Below are 17,648 nucleotides of genomic sequence, written 5' to 3' on the forward strand. Positions count from 1 at the left end.
CAATCAAGGGCAGCACTATTATTCTATCCATCACCGGAATAATGGGGGTGGAGAGTTCCTGGATGGCCTGTTTCTGGGCCTCGATGAGTTCTTGTTGCCATTGTTCTCGTTCGGCTTCAGCCGCCTTCTGGGCCGTAATGTCGCGGGCAATGGTAATAACCTGGCTAACTTGAGGGGTTCCGTTGATATTTTCAACAATGGGTATTTTATGGGTTTCGGTATAGACGCGCCCGCTGGCCAGCCCCATAACTTCTTGGGTAATGATCGCCTTACCGCTGGCAAACACTTGCCGGTACTCGTCGCGGGCTTCGTCGGGCAAAAATGGAAAAACATCGAATAAATCGCGGCCAATGATTTCGCCCGTCATGCCCAGTAATTCGAGCCGTCGTCTGACCTCGGCGTTGTATAACACAAACTTCAGGTCGGCGTCAACCACGTAAATCATATCTCCCAGGGCGTCAATAGTGGCGCGATACTGAGTTTCTGAAGTTCGCAAAGCCTCGGTGGCCTGTCTATGCTCGGTGATGTCAAAAAGGGAGGTGATCAAGGCGTCTGCATGGCTGTACTTAAAAGGATGCACGGAAATCAAAACCCAGAAGGGGCTACCATCGGGTCGCCTGGCTTGTAATTGGTGGTTATTTAGATAACCGTGCCGTTGCACGGCTTCCAACACAAAGGGGCGGTCTCTTTCCGGGTTATAGTAAAAATTGGGGATGGGCTGGCCGATGAGAGTTTCAACATCTTGATCCAGAATATAGCCTAACTCTTTGTTGGCGTACAGAATGGTGCCGTCCGCGATGCGGGTGATGAGAATGGCCATGGGGGTAGTTTCCAGAATCAGGCGTTGATATTCCGCTGCCTCCCGCAATTCTTGTTCGTGTTGTTTTAGATTATTTTCCAGGGCGGTGATCACACTCCGGCTGGCGGTTAATACATAATCATCTATGGTTTCCCCCCATTCCGGGTGCTGGAGGGTCTCTTTATCCAGACGCCGCCGGATGACCAGGTGCAAACTATGCATCGCTTCAATTGTACTCATTGGAGAGGTCTGGCCTGAGCTTAGGGCTTGCCGAATAAACGTCTTCATCCCTTCAGCCCAATCCGCCTCACCGCGCAGCGATTGGATGAGCAGCAGCATGACCAGTTCAATCGTACCGCGGATAGCTTCTTCTGGGCGGGGATCGCCCCACTGTTGGCGCAGGGCCGTATAATCATCTATGAGCTGATTCTGGCGCTGGTCAAGCCATTGGTCAAACATGGGAGACCTCCAAAATGTAGCAAGTAATTATTTAATACAGCTCAATCCCTAAACTATAGAGAGCCATTGTCAGGCCGGTTTGCAAATCGCTCAGGGTGGTGATTTCACTCCAGTCAATGCCCAGGTCAACAATAGTTTCGGCTACTGCCTCGGAGATACCCGTCACTATGGTACGTGCGCCCTTGAGCCGCGCGGCCTGGATGGTTTTATGCAAGTGATTGGCTGTGCCGCTATCAACAATAGGCACGCCGGTGATGTCCAGGATAATTACTTTAGCCCCGTACCGGCTAATTCCGGCCAGTAAGGAGCGGGTAATGTCCCTGGCCCGCATGCTGTCAATGCTGCCAATCAGGGGGACCACAATAATGCCGCCCCCAGGCGCATCGAGAATGGGAATAACCGGCGTGGAGAGTTCCTGGATAGCTTTTTGTTGGGCCTCGATGACTTCTTGCTGTAAGCGAGCACGCTCCAGTTCGGCATGTTTATGCGCGGTGAGATCAGAGTAGATTTCCAGCAGGCATGGCTCATCATTGAAGGTTAAGGGACGAATAAAGACCATGGCCCAAAAATAAACATCGTCTGCCTGCTGGCCTTGTATTTCCCAGTTGTCCACAGCCCCTTGTTGGGCCACTGCGGCCAATATCCTTTCCCGCTCGCCGGGTTTGCTATAGAATTCAGCCATGCTGCGCCCCAATAACGCTTCTCTGGCTACTCCCAGCATTTTACTGGCGGCCATGTTGGCATACACCAGTATATCGTCCAGACCCCGGCTGATAACCACGGGCACCGGCACAGTGCCGGTAATCACCTCAAACCGTTCTGCGCTCTCTTGCTGCGTCGCCTCAACCGTACTGTATAACTCGTCGGTGACACGGTCGGAATGTTCTGCGGTCATTTCAACCAGTAGTTCCAACTCGGCCTTTTCTTGCTGTAATTTGGTTATCTCTGCCCGCAATGCCGTGATTTCGGCGAGTAATGCTTCAGGTGATTGTTCTGCTTCAGCCGTCATCCCCGCCCTCCTGACTCAATGAGCACTTTGTTGTTCACTCGCCGGCAACTCAACCACAAACCGGGCCCCGCCGGCTGAAACTGACTCGGCCCAAATCCGTCCCTTATGCCGCTCTACCACAATGGTCCAACAGAGCCATAATCCCAGCCCTGTGCCCTCACCTATTGCGCTGGTAGTAAAGAAGGGTTCAAATAACCGCATCCGCACCTCCTCTGGAATGCCCGGCCCATTGTCTTCCACCTCTAAACGCACCAATGCAGCATTGGCGGCCAGGCAGGTGCGCACAATCAATCGCCCTCTTTCCTCATTCGCCCGGTTTTGTTTAGCCAGAGCTTGAGCTGCATTGCGCACCAGGTTGAGAATCACTTGCTCAATTTGCGGGCCGTCACACATTACTGGCGGCAGGTTAGGGGCCAACTGGCGCACAATCTTCAAATCTCTAAAATCGAAACTTTTTTTGAGGTCGTAGTCGGTAGAAGCCAGGATCAGCGCCTCTTCCACCAATTTATTCAGGTCTTGCGGGGCTGCTTGAGCAGGACTTTTGCGGGAGAAACTGAGCAAATCGGTTACAATCCTGGCGGCTCGTTCGCCGCTGGCCCGCATGTCGTCCAGATAGGCCAACAGGTTGTGCGCCTGTAAATACTTATGCAATTGTTGAGGGTTAAGCTTATAAGCTTGCATTTTTTGCCGGGTGGAGGAACGTTGGGTATCCAGGGCTATTTGTAACATCTGCACGCTTTGGAGCATGCCACTCAAGGGATTGTTGATTTCATGCGCAATGCCGGCGGCTAAACCGCCAATGCTGGCCATTTTGGCCGATTGCAGCATTATCTCTTCCAATTGAACCCATTCGGTTACATCGTCTATGCGCAGCACGGCGCCTTTCAGATCATTGGTTAAGGGGAAAATACTCACCTCGTAAAAAAGCATTTTATTTTTCAGGGCAATTTGCTCCCGGTGCCGGCGCATCACCTGATTTGCGGCCATCACGCCGTCGAACAAATCCTGGTAACAAGCTAATTGGGGACAGACCTGCCATAATATTTGCCCTTGCACCTGCTCTATGGTCAAACCGGTCAGGCTGGCGGCAGCCGGATTCCAGGTTAGCACCCGGCCAGAAAAATCCAGCGTAATCAGGGCCGAAGGCATTGAGTGGGTAATGTTTTGCAGCAAGTTTTGCAACCGCACTTTCTCTGCTGCTGTGTCAAACAACTCGTCGGCCACGTCATCCGAGTATTCCGTGGTCATCTCCATCAGTAGTTCCAATTCGGTGTTTTGGCGCTGTAGTTTGGCTACCTCCTCGCGCAGCGTGGCTATTTCGGCCAGCAGCATTTCTGGCGAAGGCGATTCAGTTTTAGGCTCGTCCGCCTGGTAATTGTTCACCTTACTCCTGACACGGTGAGGCAATCCGGTTTGCCTCAACAGTTATACCGGTTCATATTGCGCTTATACCCATTTCAATTGCACGGTGGTCATCAGCCGTTGCAAATTCTGTAATGATTTCTTTTGCCAGGGAATTTGTGGTGACCCTTGCACCACAAGTTGGCTATTCCCCTGCTCCCGCACCTGGATAACAAACCTGAACAGAATGTTTATGCCGGAGCTATTCAAAAAGCGTAACTTCCTCAAGTCCAGGGTAATCTGGGATGGTTTTAACGCAACCACATCCCCCAATAATTGCTCAATGGAGGCGTATTCAGTCACTCCCCGCAGCCGTAATACTCCCTGCAAAGCCACTGTAGCTGTTGTGGCATCATAACTAATGTGATAACCTTCACCTTTGACTTCCATTGCGTTAACGTGCTCCTTGTTTGTAGCTTATGTGAAATGGTTGCCGGTGTACGCCTACAGCGCTATTTGGACCATGGTGGTGACCATCATTACTTCAGGGGCTGCGGCGTCCGTTTCAAATTTCCAGGCCAACTTTGCCCCATAGTCGTTGATTATCGTCAGCAGCCCCAACCCGGAATCTGTACAGTATTCGTTGGCGGCATTGCGTTCTACTTGCTGTAAATACAACGCCTGCGGGTCTTGGGTTAACAATACCTGGATCCGGGTTTGAAAATCCGTCGTGGTTTGGGGGTCAATCGCATTCCTGGCATAGAACTTAAAATGATCTTGATACAGGTAGAGTTCCAGGCTGACCGGTTGGTTGGCCGGCCGGTAGCTAAACTTCATTAGATTTTCCAACAATTCATTGGCAATGTAGTTTACCGCGCCCTTGATCTCTTGCTGTTTATTTCGGGCCAGACCATTGTGCGCCGGAAAGAAGGTGGTCCAGTACTCGGCCAAAAAGTCGGCCGACAGGCCCGTATTTCGCCATCGTTGTTGCAGGGGCAGGGAGGAAGGCGAAAAATGAATAATCAGGTATTCTTGACCATCTTCTTGTTCCACAAAATTGCCAAACGTTTGCTGCATGTCAGGCGTCTCCTTTCTTAAAACTTACCTCCATTCCAATCGTACCGTGGGCATCAACCGTTGGAAATTGCCTAATGATTTTTCTTGCCAGGGAATTTGCCGTGATCCTCGTACCACCAGCTCACTATTGCCTTGATCCCGCACTTTTATCACAAATCTGGAAAGGGCATTGATACCGGAGCTGTTCAAAAATTGAAGCTCCTGCAAATCTAGCGTGACTGTATTTGGAGCCTGGGCAATGGCTTCATTGAGCAATTGCATAATATGATTATATTCAGTGATACCGCGCAGCCGCAATGCGCCTTTCAGGGTCACCGTGGCTATGGCTGCGTTGTAACTAACGTGATAATCCTCACCTTTGATTTCCATAAATCGCTCCTTCAAAAATAAGGTCAGGTGTTAGGGGCCAAGTGTCTTATAGCAGATTTCATTATTTGGTAGTGTGCTGTAGGTCCGTAACAACTTCTTTATAAGGCCAACTGGACCATGGTAATGACCCTGGTCAGATCAGAATTTTCAGGGGATGTTTCAAATTTCCAGGCCAGTTTGGCCCCGTAGTCGTTGAGCATAGTGAGCAGTCCCAGCCCAGAATCGGTGCTGTTTTCGTCCGCTGCATTTTTTTCTAACTGCTGTAAATACAACGCCTGGGGGTCTCTGGTTAACAAAGTTTGAATCCGCGCCTGGAAATCGCCTATATCTTGAGCAGCAATGGCATTACTGGCGTAGAATCTGAATTCAGTCTGATACAAATATAACCCCAAACTCACCGGGCAATTAACTTGCCGGTAGCTGAACTTCATCAAGTTTTCCAGTAGCTCATTGGCAATGTAGTTAATGGCACCTTTCACTTCAATTTGTCTTTTCCGAGAAGGGACATCGTGCGCCGGGAAAAAGGTGGCCCAGTACTCGGCCAAAAAATCGGCCGATAGACCACTATTTCGCCACCGCTGCTGTAGAGGGATAGAGGTGGGCGAAAAATGGATCACCAGGTATTCGTCGCCGCTCTCCTCCTCCACAAAATCGCCAAATATCTGTTGCATTTGGAGGTTATCCTTTCTGGGATTATTTTTGTTTTGTCACCGGCCAAGTCAAATCATTACCAATTATTTGATGGCAAGGGGTTGAGCATCTGTGGTCATCTTCTTTACAACACAAGGTTTGTTCCACCCAAAAATGGGGCGTCGGTTGCAATCTGATTGCAACCGGATGACCCAAATTTTGCCCCACGGCCGAACCGGCGACTTGAGGGGTTAGGCAGATAATAATTGTCAAGGCACTTCACCAATTTTGGGTTGAACCATAACAAATTGGCCACACAACCAGAAATCCAACCAATATCCTGCCCATAGCAAAATTTGGCCTTTTCTGGTCACAAGGCCCAATGTTAAAAGTATAAATTGTTTTTAGGGGCGAGTCAAGGGGTTAATGGGACTATAACCGAATAACAAGGTGAAGAACAGGATAGCCAGGTGATATTTTTTCACCCGGCTACCCCGCTATGGACCACTTACTTTTTACCACCCTCGTCCGGCGATCAGTTCGGCCTCGGGGATGCTGCTGATGTTGATGCCCACCATTGCTTCGCCCAGGTCTTTGCTCACTTCAGCCAAAATTTGGGGGTTATTATAGTGAGTCACGGCTTCAACAATGGCTTTGGCTCGTTTGGCCGGGTTGTTGCTCTTAAAAATGCCGCTGCCCACAAACACACCGTCCACGCCCAACTGCATCATCATTGCCGCGTCGGCCGGAGTGGCTACGCCGCCGGCGGCAAAATTGACCACCGGCAGCCGCCCCAACTCTTTGGTCTCTTTAACCAATTCGTAGGGCGCGCCAATGTCTTTGGCGTAGGTCATCAACTCTTCATCCGGCATATTTTGCAACCGCCGAATATCGCCCAGCACGGAGCGGGCGTGACGGACGGCCTCTACCACATCGCCCGTTCCTGCTTCGCCTTTGGTGCGGATCATGGCCGCGCCCTCGCCAATGCGGCGCAAGGCTTCGCCCAGGTTGCGGCAGCCGCAAACAAAGGGCACTTTAAAAAGATGCTTGTTGATGTGATATGCCTCGTCGGCCGGGGTCAGCACTTCGCTCTCGTCAATGTAATCCACGCCCAGGGCTTCCAAAATTTGCGCTTCAACAAAGTGCCCAATCCGGGCTTTGGCCATCACCGGAATAGAGACGGATTGCATGATTCTTGCAATCAAGCCGGGGTCGCTCATCCGCGCCACGCCCCCGTGCGCCCGGATGTCCGCCGGAACGCGCTCCAGGGCCATCACGGCGCAAGCGCCGGCCTCCTCGGCTATTTGGGCATGCTCCGGCGTTACCACGTCCATAATTACGCCGCCCTTGAGCATTTGGGCCAGGCCAACTTTAACGCGCCAGGTGCCGTTCTCGGCCCCATTTTCCTCTTGGGAAAGTTTTTGATTTTTTCCATTTTGGGTTGTCATTTTTTCACTCCTTCTATAAATTCTTACTCCACTTTGCTCCTGGCAAGGGGATGGTCTGAATGAACCGCAAGCACCTTTTTGTAAATCTCCATTGCCGCTTCATTTTCGCCTTGTTGCTCCAGCGTGGCTGCGGCCACGCAAGCCTCGTCGGGTTTCATGGCCTCCGGGGTCATTTTGCCGCCGAGCATGTAACAAAAGGCTTTGTAGCCCACTTGGGGACCGTCTTTCACCACCAGGTCGCGGATTTTGTCCACGGTGGTGGCCTGGTTGAGTTCGCCCTCTATGCGCTTCAATTCAGTGTAGGAAGCCAGGGGGCTGTAAGGTTTTTTAGCCATAGTTATTTTACCTCGCCCTAAAGTTAATTTAAATATTGTTGACTACATTCAGCCGCCGCTTGAATTACCCGCTCAATATCTGCGGCGTCAATACCATAATGCGTGACTACCCGGATGGGATAATCCCACTCGGCAATGATGATGCCCTGTTTGGCCAGGAATGGGCCAAGTTTACCCTTCAGGGAGTCGGCCAGGTTTAAAAAGACCATATTGGTTTGCACAATGTCCACATCAACGTAAAAGCCGGGAATGTCGGCCAAACCTTGAGCCAGGCGCCGGGCGTTCGCGTGGTCGTCGTGCAGCCGTTCTACCATTTCGGTTAAGGCAATGATCCCGGCGGCGGCCAAAATGCCGGCCTGCCGCATGCCCCCGCCGACCATCTTGCGCCAGCGCCGCGCCTCTTTAATGAACTCCGCCGGGCCGCATACCACCGACCCCACCGGCGCGGCCAGGCCTTTAGACAGGCACACCGAAACCGAATCAAAATGTTGGGCAATTTCTTGCGCGTCAACGCCCAACTTTACCGCGGCATTAAAAACTCGCGCCCCATCCAGGTGCAGGGCCAGGTGGTGCTGGCGGGCAAAGGTGCCGGCCCGGGCCTGGTAATCAAGCGACAGCACTTTGCCGGCCTGGGTGTTTTCCAGGCATAACAGGCGCGTTTGGGCAAAGTGAAAATCGTCGGGTTTGATGGCGGCTTTAACTTTGGCTAAATCCAACGTGCCGTCCGGCTCAAAATCCAGGGGTTGGGGCTGGATGCTGCCCAACACGGCGGCGCCGCCCGCCTCATAACGATAAGTGTGGGCGTCTTGGCCCACAATGTATTCGTCGCCGCGGCCGCAGTGGCTCATAACAGCCACCAAATTGCCCTGGGTGCCGCTAGACACAAACACCGCCGCTTCTTTGCCCAATTTTGCGGCGGCCAAATTTTCCAGTTGATTAACCGTAGGGTCCTCGCCATAAACGTCGTCGCCCACTTCGGCCCGGGCCATAGCCTGGCGCATGGCCGGGCTGGGCAGGGTGACGGTATCGCTGCGTAAATCTATTGTTTTCATGGTTAAGCTCAAGTTTTGGTCAAAAAATCTTCGCGGGGCGGGCTAAAGATGTCTAGCACCACCGCGTCGGCCAACGCCACTACCCCGTGCGGCACATTGGATGGCAGATGCACCACCTCCCCCTCACTTACCACGCGCTTTGCGCCATTGCTCTCAAACTCCAGCTTGCCGGAGAGGATGCAGCTCATCTGCTCGTGGGGGTGGTGGTGGACGGGCACCACCGCGCCTTGTTCCAGGGTAACTTGCACCACCATCACTTTTTCTCCACTTACCAATCGCCGTTGAATTTGGGGGGCCATAGGGGTTTGGGGCAAATTGGCCCATTGATAGTAGCTTACTTTGCTCATAGTTGCTCCTTAATGTTATCTGCGGCTAAAACTGCCACTAACTCCCCAGCATACCCCCTAATTTCTCCAATAGCAAATCTTTGATGGCCCGGCCTTCCGGCGCGGCCATAACATCAGCGCCACGCCGGCCAGCATCATTAACCCCCCCAGCCATTGTTGGGCCGTGATAAACACGCCAAACAGGATCAGGCTGTAAACGGCCACAAACAACGGTTGGGTGCTGCGGATAACCGCCCCCTGGCCCAGGTCAAAATAGCGCAGGCCGCGATAAAACAGCACGTAGCTTAAAAACGGGCCAAAAAAGCTGCCGCCAATGATCCACAGCCAGGCCGCGCCGGAGGGCCAGGTCCATTGTTTGGCCGCCAGCCCCACCCCGGCCAACAATACCGCCATTATCACCGTCCGCGCCGTAGACAGCACCAGCGGCTCCACCGCCAAAATATATTTTTTGGCCAGCAAGGTGCTGGCCGACAGGAAAAAAGACGAGACTAACAATAATGCCAGCATCAACCAAACCACCGGCCCGGCCCGAAAGGTCATCACCCCGGCCCCAAAAACGGCCAGGATCGCGCCGGCCCACTGGTAACGTCGCATGCGCTCACCCAACAGCAAGGCGCCCAATAACACCGTGTACACTGTCTCGCTGCGGCTAAAGAAAGCAACCAGGGTAGGGTTGCCCAAGTTGACGGCGATGAAAAACAACAGATTCGCCAGACCATTAAAGAAGCCCAACCCCAGAATGGGCCAGATAGTCCTGGACAGACCGGGCGGCGTTTTGACCCCGTTGCGCAGCAAGTAAAATCCCACGCCCCACAACGAGGCCACCCCAAACCAAATAGGCGTAAAGGCCAGCGGCGACAGGTTCTGCATGACCTGCTTGCTGGTTACATAAGTTACGGCCACACATGCCGCCGAGGCCAGGGTCAACAGCGCGCCTTTGATTTGGGCCGGCTGGGTGGTTGCGGTTTTAACCATCACCGCATATCGTAAAGATCAAGGTTTCAAACTTGCCCTCCACCCCAGACCTGGGTTGATGAATTTGTAACGTTTTAGCCAGGCGCATGTTCAATCCGCAGAAAAGGCGCTGATTTGTCCTTGTAGGTCGGGCCGGGTTTGGCCCGGCAGCCACTCTTCATAGATTCTCAAAAAAACGACGCCGGTTAAGATCATTACACTGCCCCCAATTTGCAGGCCATTCAGACGTTCGCCGAGCAGGGCATAGGCAATGATAGCGGTGAAGGCCGGTTCCAGGGTGACAATCAAATTGGCCACGCTGGAAGGCAGATAGACCAGGCTGACGTTATACAGGCCAAAGCCCAGCACGGTTGGCCCGGCAGCCAACAGAAATAAAATCCCCCAACCGGCTAGGGCGTCCCCCAGCCAGAAAAGATTGGCCAGAGGAGGAGCAGCCGTGCCAGACATGCCCCCCGGCAGCAGATTAAAGAACAGCAAGAAAATGGCGGCAAAACCAAAAGTGTAGAACAGGGTGGTCCAGGGATTCAGGCCGCGTTGCGAGGCTGAACGTCCCATCAGGCTGTAGATAGCGTAGCCCAGGCCGGAAAGTATCCCGGTCAAGATGCCGAGGGCATTAGCCCGCCAGATGTCCGCGTTTATGGCGCCTGAAACCAGGATACACCCCCCCAGGCTAAAGACCACGGCCAAAAGTTTGGCCCAAGCCAGGCGTTCTTGGAGAAACCACCAGCCCAGCAAAACCGTGAACCCGGCCGAAGTGTAAACCAACACCGTGGAGATGGCGGCCCCGTTCAAGGCTACGGAAAAGGTCCACAAGATGTTGAAAATGGCCAGGATGAAACCGTAGGTAATCAGGTAAAGCAGGTGTTGGTGTTTGAGCCGCAACAGGCTGGGGCGCAACAGCCCCAGCACAACCAGCAGGGTCAGAACCACAAAACCGTCTCGCCAGAAGGCCAGCACCAATGAGGGCATGTGGTAAGTCTGAGATAAATGGCGGATAAAGATGGCCGTGGTTGATAAAAAAACTGCGGCGAGCAAGGCCATGGTATAACCCCGGGTAAGGGTTAAGTTATTTGGGGTCATGCCATACTCCTGGTCAAGATATTTGAGCATATTTTAGAGAAAAAAAGATGATCCATGCTTGGCTCCATGATCAGGGTCAAATTTCTGCTTCCGGCCCAAAATAACTTTCAAATCGTTCCCAGGATAGCCGGAGGTCGGTTCCTTGCAAATGGACGAGTCCCTGGGCATCAACAGATTCTACCGCAAAGATATTTTCGCCCAGCCGCTCGTCCGGCTCACTATCTGGCCGCAGGCGCACCTTTTGGCCGGGATAAAATGGCCGGCGGGCTTTGCCCGTTATCGCCTCAATAGCGATTTCTACCACCGTTACCTCTTGCGCCTCAGGGCGCCGCAGAGGGCGATAGTGACGGCCGGGCGCGTATTTGTCCAGCAAAACCTGCAATATCTCAAATTTCTGCTGGAGGTCTTCCAGAATTTGAGCCTGGCCAAAAACAATCACGCTGGCGTAGTGGGTGCCGTGCGAGGCCGGTTTGTTGCTGCGCACAATCCCATATTGTTCATCCACCTCAAAACACACTTGAGGGTTGAGCTTGAGCATCTCCAACTTGCGTCCCTGATTGGCGCAGTGAAAGTAGATGGCGTTATGGTGATACACATAGTTGAGCGGCACCACGTAAGGCACGTTGCCCACAGCCAGGCCCAGCCGCCCCACTGCGGCCCGGCGCAAAATGGCTTCAATGGTGGCCCGGTCGGTAATTTCGCGGTCGGCGCGGCGAAGCGTAGTCGGGTAATTGGTGGTTGTCATCAGCTTAGATTTGCCTTTCCCTGTCTGTCCCCTTCGCGGCCAAAGGCTTGTTGCACGTACTGCTGCCCAAAATCCACGCTAAAGGCATCCACGGCCAGCCAGTTTTTGAGCATGCGTTGGCCTGCTTCGGCAGTGGTGGCGGCGTTGGCAACGGGATGGGTTTGCCAGGCCAGTTGCCACGTCCCCTCTGTTTGTGGCTCAAGGCGTAAGGTGCGGTAAGCGCAGGGATAAATAGCCATAGCCGGGCAGGCCAGGTGGACACGCCGGCCCATATTTGATTCAATTCGGCAATAACATGGCTCAGGAAGTCCGCCGCCCGGCTGGCCAGCACGTCAAAATAATCGTTCCGCACGGAGAGATGGATGTCGCTGAGTGGGGCAAAATGCAGGCAAGTGGTCATGACGTTGTCCTTTTATAGAATGTGCAGGGCAGGCTGGTAGTGGGCCGGGGCAGCGGCGGCAGCTTGCCGGGCCAATAATTCTTTCCAGGCTTTACCCAACCGGCGAATACCTTCTTGAATCTCCTGGGGGGTGTGGGTGACAAAACTCAACCGCAGCGCGTGCGCAAATGAGCCGCTGGCCGAAAACACAGAGCCAATGGCAAAAGCTACATTATAATTGATAGCCGTCAGGTAGAGGTCGGTGGCGGTGGGGCCTGGCGAGGGCATTTCCACCCACAAATACATGCCTCCCTGGGGACACCGCCACCGCGCTTCCGCCGGAAAATACTGTTTGACCGCAGCGAGCATAGTATCTCGCCGTTCCTGGTAAGCCGTGCGAACCCGGTTGAGGTGTTGGCTAAAGTGGCCGCTTTGTAGATAAGCAAACAAGGCCCGCTGGTTGAGCGGCGAGGTCAGCAGATCGGTGGTTTGTTTGATGGCAATCAGCCGCTCGCGCACATAAGCAGGGACGGCCAGGTAGCCAATACGGATGCCCGGCACCAATGTTTTACTAAAACCACCGGCCAGAAAAACCAGGTCGGCGGTATCCATGCTTTTAAGGGTGGGCAGCGCCTCGCCCTCGTAGCGTAACTCCTCGTAAGTGTTGTCTTCCAAAATGGGCACGCCATAACGGGTGGCAATGTCCAAAAGGGCCTGGCGTCGTTCCAGGGGCATGGTGGCCCCGGTGGGATTGTGAAAAGTAGGGGTAACGTAGATCAGGCGCGGGCGATAGCGCAGGATGACCTGTTCCAGCCGGTCGGTTTGCAACCCATCCGCATCCAGGGAGATGCCAATGGGTTGGATACGGCGGGCCGTCACCAGGTCCAGCAGCCCCAGGTAGCAGGGGTCTTCCAGAAGCAAAATGCTGTTATCGCCCCGGGCCAGCACCCGCAGGGTCATATCCAGGGCTTGTTGGCAGCCGGCGGTAATCAAAATGTTGTTGCTGTGCACCCGGGTGCCCTGCCGGTGCAGGTAATGGGCAATAGTTTCCCGCAGAGGTTGATACCCCACCGCCTCTTCATATTGCAGGGCCATGGCCCCATCTTGCCGCAGCACATCGTTTAAGGCCCGCCGGAACTCGTTGACGGGCAGAAATTCGCTGGCGGGCGCGCCGTTGGCAAAGGAGATGACCCCGGGCTGGCGGGCCAGGCGCATCATTTCGGCCAGCATCTGGCTGGCGGTCCACTGGCGGGGGGGAGCTAAAGGGCCTGACCAGGGAGAGGCCGCCGGAGTCTCGCTACCGGGCAAAAGGTCGTTATGCCCTCCGGCCACAAACGTACCGCTGCCCACCCGGCTAACCACCAACCCTTCGATCTCCAGTTCGGTGTAGGCATTGACAATAGTGATGCGGTTGACGCCCAACTTTTTGGCCAATACCCGGCTGGCCGGCAAGCGAGTATGGGGGGCCAATTCTCCATTTTCAATTTTGGCGCGGAGTTGGTCGGCTACCTGGAGATAAAGGGGCCGCCCGCCCTGGCGCTTTAATGGCGTAAACATTTTAGCTGCTCCTGGTTAACCCAACTGACCCAATGGACCTGGCTATTAAATCGGCCTGATTATAGCACGCCAATTCTATTTTGGATAGGGCCAATTTGATAAAATCAAGGAGTCCAATTAGCCCTCAAAAAAAATGCTTGACACGGCCCTAATCAATGTTATAATGGGAGCGTTCAAGGACTTTGGGGTGATTTGTCCGTAGCGTTTTCTACTTTTCGACTTATCCCCACGTTTATGCCCCGGGTCAAAATAACAATCAACGTCACGTAACGGGCCAAAACTCCTAAAGGCAACAGCTTGTTTTTGTGGTATAATTCAAATATACCCTATTTCAGTAGTAAAAAAGGATTAAAAACGTGGGCGCCCAAACACGAATTTTATCAATAGAAGATGATCCAGAAATGAGAGGTTTGCTCCAACTCATCCTGGAAAGAAAAGGCTATCACGTAAGTGGAGTCAAAAGAGGTGAGTTGGGCCTGGAACTGTTGAAAAGCCTGAAGCCGGATGTGCTCTTGCTTGACTTGATGTTGCCCGACATTGACGGTTGGGAAATCTATCGCCAGATGAAGGCCGACAAAGAGTTGTCAACGGTGCCAATTATCATCATCTCGGCCAGAGATCAAAAACAGGATGCCGCTGCCGGCCACCAGGTGCTGGGCAATGATCGTTATCTCAAAAAACCCTTTGAGATTGACGAGTTGATCCGTACGGTGTGTGCAGTCGTTGAAAAGCAGCCGGTCAATTAGGCCCGGACCGGGCAGGAGCTTAAGGCCAAAAGCTTGTCAAACCGTATTTTGATTCTGCCCTCGGCTCAAAAAAATACTAAAAACGCCCTCATCAGGTAACGAGGGCGTTTTTTGATCGGCTAAAACTGATTGAACGGGCGGCTATTTAACCAGAGACTTGGCCGCCCGGGCTGCGCCGATAATGCCCGCCTCGTTGCGCAGTTGGGCCGGCACCACCTCGGCCTTTACGGTTAATAAGGGTAAAAACTTTTCGTGCTTTTTACTAACGCCGCCGCCAATAATGAATAAATCGGGCCACAGGAGCGCCTCCATGCGGCCCAAAAATTCATCTACCTGAGCGGCCCACTCTTTCCAGCCTAAATCTTGTTCTTTGCGAATGCGATCAGAAGCCCACTCTTCGGCGTCTTTGCCGCGCACTTCTATGTGGCCTAACTCGGTGTTGGGCACCAGCCGGCCGTTGACAAAAACAGCCGTGCCAATGCCGGTGCCCAGGGTAATCATAATAACCATCCCTTTATGGCCTTTGCCCGCCCCAAATTTCATCTCGGCAATGCCGGCCGCATCGGCATCATTGATGAAGAGCACGGGGCAGCCGGTTTTTTTTTGCAGCAGCTTTTGACCATTGGTGCCAATCCAGGCTTGGTCCACATTGGCCGCGGTATAGACCACGCCATCTTTGATGACCGAAGGAAATGTACAGCCGATTGGCCCTTTCCATTTAAAATGTTTGACAATTTGAGCCGCCACGTCGGTTACTGCCTCTGGCTCAGAGGGCTGTGGCGTGGGAATACGATGGCGTTCTGCGGCCAATACGGCCTTTTTAATATCTACCGGCGCGCCTTTGATGCCGGAGCCGCCAATATCAATGCCTAAAATTTTCATAGTCACCTCCTTAATCTTGATTCTAACTTGAAACCACACCGGAGGCAAGCAGGCGGATGCGTTCCAAATTTGGCGGTAGGGACAGAACATTGTTCTGTCCCTACCCAATGGTTTCATAGTTGCAGACCCCCAGCCCGTTCTATCTTGAAGGAATTTCTCAATAAAGACGTATAATAGTAATGCTGTTGCCGTGCAAGATTATCCCAAGATTGGCTGCTGTGAACCTACTACGCCGGACAAAACACTTTATCTTAATATGGTCAATAGCCGTCACCTTTTTGACCGCCGGTCTATTCTTTGCCGAAGGCCAGCCCGGGCCGGTGGTCAAGGCGCAATCTACCGGAGATAGCCTGCCCACACGCACCCCTATCCCCCGCCCTGTGGCCACGCCCACGCCCAACCCTACGCTGACCCCTACCGCCATCCCTAAAACTTGGGTAGGGCGTTTGGTCAGCAATACCCTGGGCGTTACCGAAGGGACCGGCTCTATTTTTAGAGTCAAGGTGGAGGGAATTACCGGGGCGCGGATAGAGTTGCGCAGTGAAGACGAGTTGATTACGGGTGAATCGGGCAGTAAGCCGGAATACGGCCCTTACACTGCCGAATTTGCCCCGGTAACTGCCGGCATCTGGACCGTGAGTGTGCCTGAACTGGGCGTAAGCCTGGACGTGACGGCGGACAATTATAACCTGGCCGTCATTGAGTTTATCCAGATTCCGGCACCGGAAGCGACCCGCGCCGGGCAGCCTACTGTTACGCCTACTTCCTGGCAGGGGCAACTGTGGCAAGCGCGGCTGGCCGGCGAAGCCTCCGGTCCCAATATGCCCTTTGCCCGGTTATTGGTGCAGGTGGTGGGGTTGAGCAACCATCCTGTCCGTCTCTCCACGGTGGCTGAAGTGATCAATACGGCCAATACCGGCCAAAAGCCTCAGGAGTTAGGGCCGGACGTGGTTGAGTTTACTGCCTTGACGCCCGGCAAATATATAATTGAGCCGTTGTATTTGAACAGCCGTTTTGAAGTGGACTTAAAGGCCAATATCGAAACGCGGGTTGAATTTTATCCCGTGTCACCCCCAACTGCTACCGCTACTCTTCCTCCGCCCTCGGCAACTTCTACCCCCGCCCCTCCCACCCAGACGCCCCCCCCTACCATCACGCCGTCTCCAACCGATACGGCTACGCCGACCGTAACGCCCCTACCCACCCAGACCCCTACTCCCCTGCCCACCCCCACCCCCGCCACGCGCTGGTTGGGCGTGGTGGCCGAACGCAGAAATGTAACCGGCGGTTCAATCCTGGCCGTCCGGGTTTCCGGCCTGCAAGGCGTGCCGGTTCGGCTGCGAGTGGTCAACGGTAATGTCAACAGCGAACGGCGCTGCCTGACCGGCCAGGATGGCGAAGGCCAGGACATTTGCGCCTTCAAGAACCTGACCCCAGGCCAGTACGTGGTTACGCCTGAGGGCCTGGGTTTAAGCTTACCGACGATTCTTTTTGAAAATGAAAAAGTAGTTATTCTTTTTGACCTGGAAGTGCTGCCGCCGGGCATTACCGGCTGGCAGGCCCGCCTGCAAAAGAACACCAACGGCGTGCAGGCGGTTGAGGCCAGAGAAGCGGTTATTAGAGTATGGGTAATGGGCCAGGTGGGACAAGTTATTGCTTTGCGCTCGGTACGGGGCACGGAACAACTATGTGAAGTAGTGCCTAATCCCATTTTGGGTGGCCTGGTTTGTGAATTTGGCGCGTTAAGGCCGGGGGTGTACCTGGTGGAAGCCCTGAATACCGGGGCCAGCCAGAAACTTTTTGTGGATGGGGTGGGCCTGGCAGAGATTGTTTTTTCACCCAACGCTACCTACGCCACGCAGTCCGCAGCGTTAGCTCCACCGGTGGTGGGAACTAACGCGCAACCTTACCAACCGGCTACAGCGACGCCCATCCCCGCCGCTTTAACCCAAACCTGGCCGCCTACGGCCACCCCCAGCCCCTCGCCCACCCTCACCCCTACCCCGGCCTTTGCCTGGCAGGGGCGCGTGGTGGAAACGGTCAATGGTGTTAACGGCACTATCGGCGTGCGTGCGGCAGGCTTGAAAGATCATCCGGTTATTTTGCGCAGCGGTGACTGGCAAAGCGCGCCCCAACTCACCGGCACCAAACCGGAATTGGGCGACTACGCCACCGAGTTTGGCGGATTGGCGCAAGGGGAATACATTGTGGCGCTGGTGGACTTGGCCGAACTCAAAGTAACCCTGGGGCCAGACCAGTTTATGCTGGTGGAGTTTAGGTATGATTTTGTCAATCCACCCAAGAATTAGAAAGTTGTGCTGGTTACTTTGCTCATCCGTCAAGAAAATGAGACTTTTCGATTGGTCAGTTGGGGGCGTTTGATTTGGCAGTTGAGCACAATGAATTGTTGGCAAAGCA

The 17,648-nt window shown here is 53.8% G+C and carries 19 protein-coding genes; 2 read left to right on the top strand and 17 right to left on the bottom strand.

Going from position 1 to position 17,648, the window contains the following annotated elements; translation table 11 throughout:
* The 16 genes from JW953_01090 to JW953_01165 all read right to left on the bottom strand — a co-directional run.
* On the bottom strand, positions 1 to 1,258 hold a 1,258-nt coding region (locus JW953_01090), incomplete at its 3' end, for a PAS domain-containing protein (GenBank protein ID MBN1991270.1).
* 31 nt (positions 1,259 to 1,289) lie between these two features.
* The gene (locus JW953_01095; GenBank protein MBN1991271.1) at positions 1,290 to 2,267 is read right to left on the bottom strand and encodes a PAS domain-containing protein; all 978 of its coding nucleotides are present in this window, start codon (positions 2,265 to 2,267) and stop codon (positions 1,290 to 1,292) included.
* Between the two features lie 15 nt (positions 2,268 to 2,282).
* On the bottom strand, positions 2,283 to 3,650 hold the full coding sequence (locus JW953_01100; GenBank protein ID MBN1991272.1) for a PAS domain S-box protein: 1,368 nt from the start codon (positions 3,648 to 3,650) through the stop codon (positions 2,283 to 2,285).
* Between the two features lie 63 nt (positions 3,651 to 3,713).
* Entirely contained in the window at positions 3,714 to 4,058 is a 345-nt protein-coding gene (locus JW953_01105; protein MBN1991273.1) for a hypothetical protein, read from the bottom strand.
* A gap of 54 nt (positions 4,059 to 4,112) precedes the next feature.
* Positions 4,113 to 4,685, bottom strand: a complete 573-nt coding sequence (locus JW953_01110) for an ATP-binding protein (GenBank protein MBN1991274.1) — start codon at positions 4,683 to 4,685, stop codon at positions 4,113 to 4,115.
* A gap of 24 nt (positions 4,686 to 4,709) precedes the next feature.
* Positions 4,710 to 5,054, bottom strand: a complete 345-nt coding sequence (locus JW953_01115; GenBank protein ID MBN1991275.1) for a hypothetical protein — start codon at positions 5,052 to 5,054, stop codon at positions 4,710 to 4,712.
* A 98-nt stretch (positions 5,055 to 5,152) separates the two neighbouring features.
* The gene (locus tag JW953_01120) at positions 5,153 to 5,725 is read right to left on the bottom strand and encodes an ATP-binding protein (GenBank protein ID MBN1991276.1); all 573 of its coding nucleotides are present in this window, start codon (positions 5,723 to 5,725) and stop codon (positions 5,153 to 5,155) included.
* Between the two features lie 474 nt (positions 5,726 to 6,199).
* Positions 6,200 to 7,132: a pyridoxal 5'-phosphate synthase lyase subunit PdxS gene (pdxS, locus tag JW953_01125; protein ID MBN1991277.1), complete on the bottom strand. Its 933-nt coding sequence runs from the start codon at positions 7,130 to 7,132 to the stop codon at positions 6,200 to 6,202.
* A 23-nt stretch (positions 7,133 to 7,155) separates the two neighbouring features.
* Positions 7,156 to 7,467 carry a hypothetical protein gene (locus tag JW953_01130; GenBank protein MBN1991278.1) on the bottom strand — a complete coding sequence of 104 codons (312 nt, stop codon included), beginning with the start codon at positions 7,465 to 7,467 and terminating at the stop codon, positions 7,156 to 7,158.
* A 23-nt stretch (positions 7,468 to 7,490) separates the two neighbouring features.
* Positions 7,491 to 8,519, bottom strand: coding sequence for a low-specificity L-threonine aldolase (gene ltaE, locus JW953_01135; protein MBN1991279.1), 1,029 nt, complete (start codon positions 8,517 to 8,519; stop codon positions 7,491 to 7,493).
* Between the two features lie 8 nt (positions 8,520 to 8,527).
* Complete coding sequence (locus JW953_01140; protein ID MBN1991280.1) at positions 8,528 to 8,818, bottom strand: cupin domain-containing protein; 291 nt, start codon at positions 8,816 to 8,818, stop codon at positions 8,528 to 8,530.
* 105 nt (positions 8,819 to 8,923) lie between these two features.
* On the bottom strand, positions 8,924 to 9,841 hold the full coding sequence (locus tag JW953_01145; GenBank protein ID MBN1991281.1) for a DMT family transporter: 918 nt from the start codon (positions 9,839 to 9,841) through the stop codon (positions 8,924 to 8,926).
* 90 nt (positions 9,842 to 9,931) lie between these two features.
* Positions 9,932 to 10,921, bottom strand: coding sequence for a DMT family transporter (locus JW953_01150; GenBank protein MBN1991282.1), 990 nt, complete (start codon positions 10,919 to 10,921; stop codon positions 9,932 to 9,934).
* Positions 10,922 to 10,997: 76 nt separating this feature from the next.
* Positions 10,998 to 11,666, bottom strand: a complete 669-nt coding sequence (locus JW953_01155; protein MBN1991283.1) for a pyridoxamine 5'-phosphate oxidase family protein — start codon at positions 11,664 to 11,666, stop codon at positions 10,998 to 11,000.
* Positions 11,666 to 11,938, bottom strand: coding sequence for a hypothetical protein (locus JW953_01160; GenBank protein MBN1991284.1), 273 nt, complete (start codon positions 11,936 to 11,938; stop codon positions 11,666 to 11,668). Before JW953_01160 ends, JW953_01155 begins: the two co-directional genes overlap by 1 nt.
* Before the next feature lie 140 nt (positions 11,939 to 12,078).
* A complete protein-coding gene (locus tag JW953_01165; protein ID MBN1991285.1) occupies positions 12,079 to 13,602 on the bottom strand; it encodes a PLP-dependent aminotransferase family protein in 1,524 nt (507 codons plus the stop codon).
* 356 nt (positions 13,603 to 13,958) lie between these two features.
* Between JW953_01165 and JW953_01170 the strand changes: the two genes are divergently transcribed.
* The gene (locus JW953_01170; protein ID MBN1991286.1) at positions 13,959 to 14,348 is read left to right on the top strand and encodes a response regulator; all 390 of its coding nucleotides are present in this window, start codon (positions 13,959 to 13,961) and stop codon (positions 14,346 to 14,348) included.
* A 141-nt stretch (positions 14,349 to 14,489) separates the two neighbouring features.
* On the opposite strand, the gene JW953_01175 is transcribed toward JW953_01170, so the two are convergent.
* Positions 14,490 to 15,230 carry an ROK family protein gene (locus tag JW953_01175; GenBank protein ID MBN1991287.1) on the bottom strand — a complete coding sequence of 247 codons (741 nt, stop codon included), beginning with the start codon at positions 15,228 to 15,230 and terminating at the stop codon, positions 14,490 to 14,492.
* 218 nt (positions 15,231 to 15,448) lie between these two features.
* Between JW953_01175 and JW953_01180 the strand changes: the two genes are divergently transcribed.
* Positions 15,449 to 17,539: a hypothetical protein gene (locus tag JW953_01180; protein MBN1991288.1), complete on the top strand. Its 2,091-nt coding sequence runs from the start codon at positions 15,449 to 15,451 to the stop codon at positions 17,537 to 17,539.
* The last annotated feature ends 109 nt before the right edge of the window (positions 17,540 to 17,648 follow it).

Source organism: Anaerolineae bacterium (assembly GCA_016931895.1).
Taxonomy (GTDB): domain Bacteria; phylum Chloroflexota; class Anaerolineae; order 4572-78; family J111; genus JAFGNV01.

Bases quoted from the DNA above. Each gene is read 5' to 3' on its own strand.
- JW953_01095 (MBN1991271.1), bottom strand. From the start codon at position 2,267: ATGACGGCTGAAGCAGAACAATCACCTGAAGCATTACTCGCCGAAATC.
- JW953_01145 (MBN1991281.1), bottom strand. From the start codon at position 9,841: ATGGTTAAAACCGCAACCACCCAGCCGGCCCAAATCAAAGGCGCGCTG.
- JW953_01155 (MBN1991283.1), bottom strand. From the start codon at position 11,666: ATGACAACCACCAATTACCCGACTACGCTTCGCCGCGCCGACCGCGAA.
- JW953_01165 (MBN1991285.1), bottom strand. From the start codon at position 13,602: ATGTTTACGCCATTAAAGCGCCAGGGCGGGCGGCCCCTTTATCTCCAG.
- JW953_01150 (MBN1991282.1), bottom strand. From the start codon at position 10,921: ATGACCCCAAATAACTTAACCCTTACCCGGGGTTATACCATGGCCTTG.
- JW953_01130 (MBN1991278.1), bottom strand. From the start codon at position 7,467: ATGGCTAAAAAACCTTACAGCCCCCTGGCTTCCTACACTGAATTGAAG.
- JW953_01105 (MBN1991273.1), bottom strand. From the start codon at position 4,058: ATGGAAGTCAAAGGTGAAGGTTATCACATTAGTTATGATGCCACAACA.
- JW953_01110 (MBN1991274.1), bottom strand. From the start codon at position 4,685: ATGCAGCAAACGTTTGGCAATTTTGTGGAACAAGAAGATGGTCAAGAA.
- JW953_01160 (MBN1991284.1), bottom strand. From the start codon at position 11,938: ATGGGCCGGCGTGTCCACCTGGCCTGCCCGGCTATGGCTATTTATCCC.
- pdxS (MBN1991277.1), bottom strand. From the start codon at position 7,132: ATGACAACCCAAAATGGAAAAAATCAAAAACTTTCCCAAGAGGAAAAT.
- JW953_01115 (MBN1991275.1), bottom strand. From the start codon at position 5,054: ATGGAAATCAAAGGTGAGGATTATCACGTTAGTTACAACGCAGCCATA.
- JW953_01140 (MBN1991280.1), bottom strand. From the start codon at position 8,818: ATGGCCCCCCAAATTCAACGGCGATTGGTAAGTGGAGAAAAAGTGATG.
- ltaE (MBN1991279.1), bottom strand. From the start codon at position 8,519: ATGAAAACAATAGATTTACGCAGCGATACCGTCACCCTGCCCAGCCCG.
- JW953_01175 (MBN1991287.1), bottom strand. From the start codon at position 15,230: ATGAAAATTTTAGGCATTGATATTGGCGGCTCCGGCATCAAAGGCGCG.
- JW953_01120 (MBN1991276.1), bottom strand. From the start codon at position 5,725: ATGCAACAGATATTTGGCGATTTTGTGGAGGAGGAGAGCGGCGACGAA.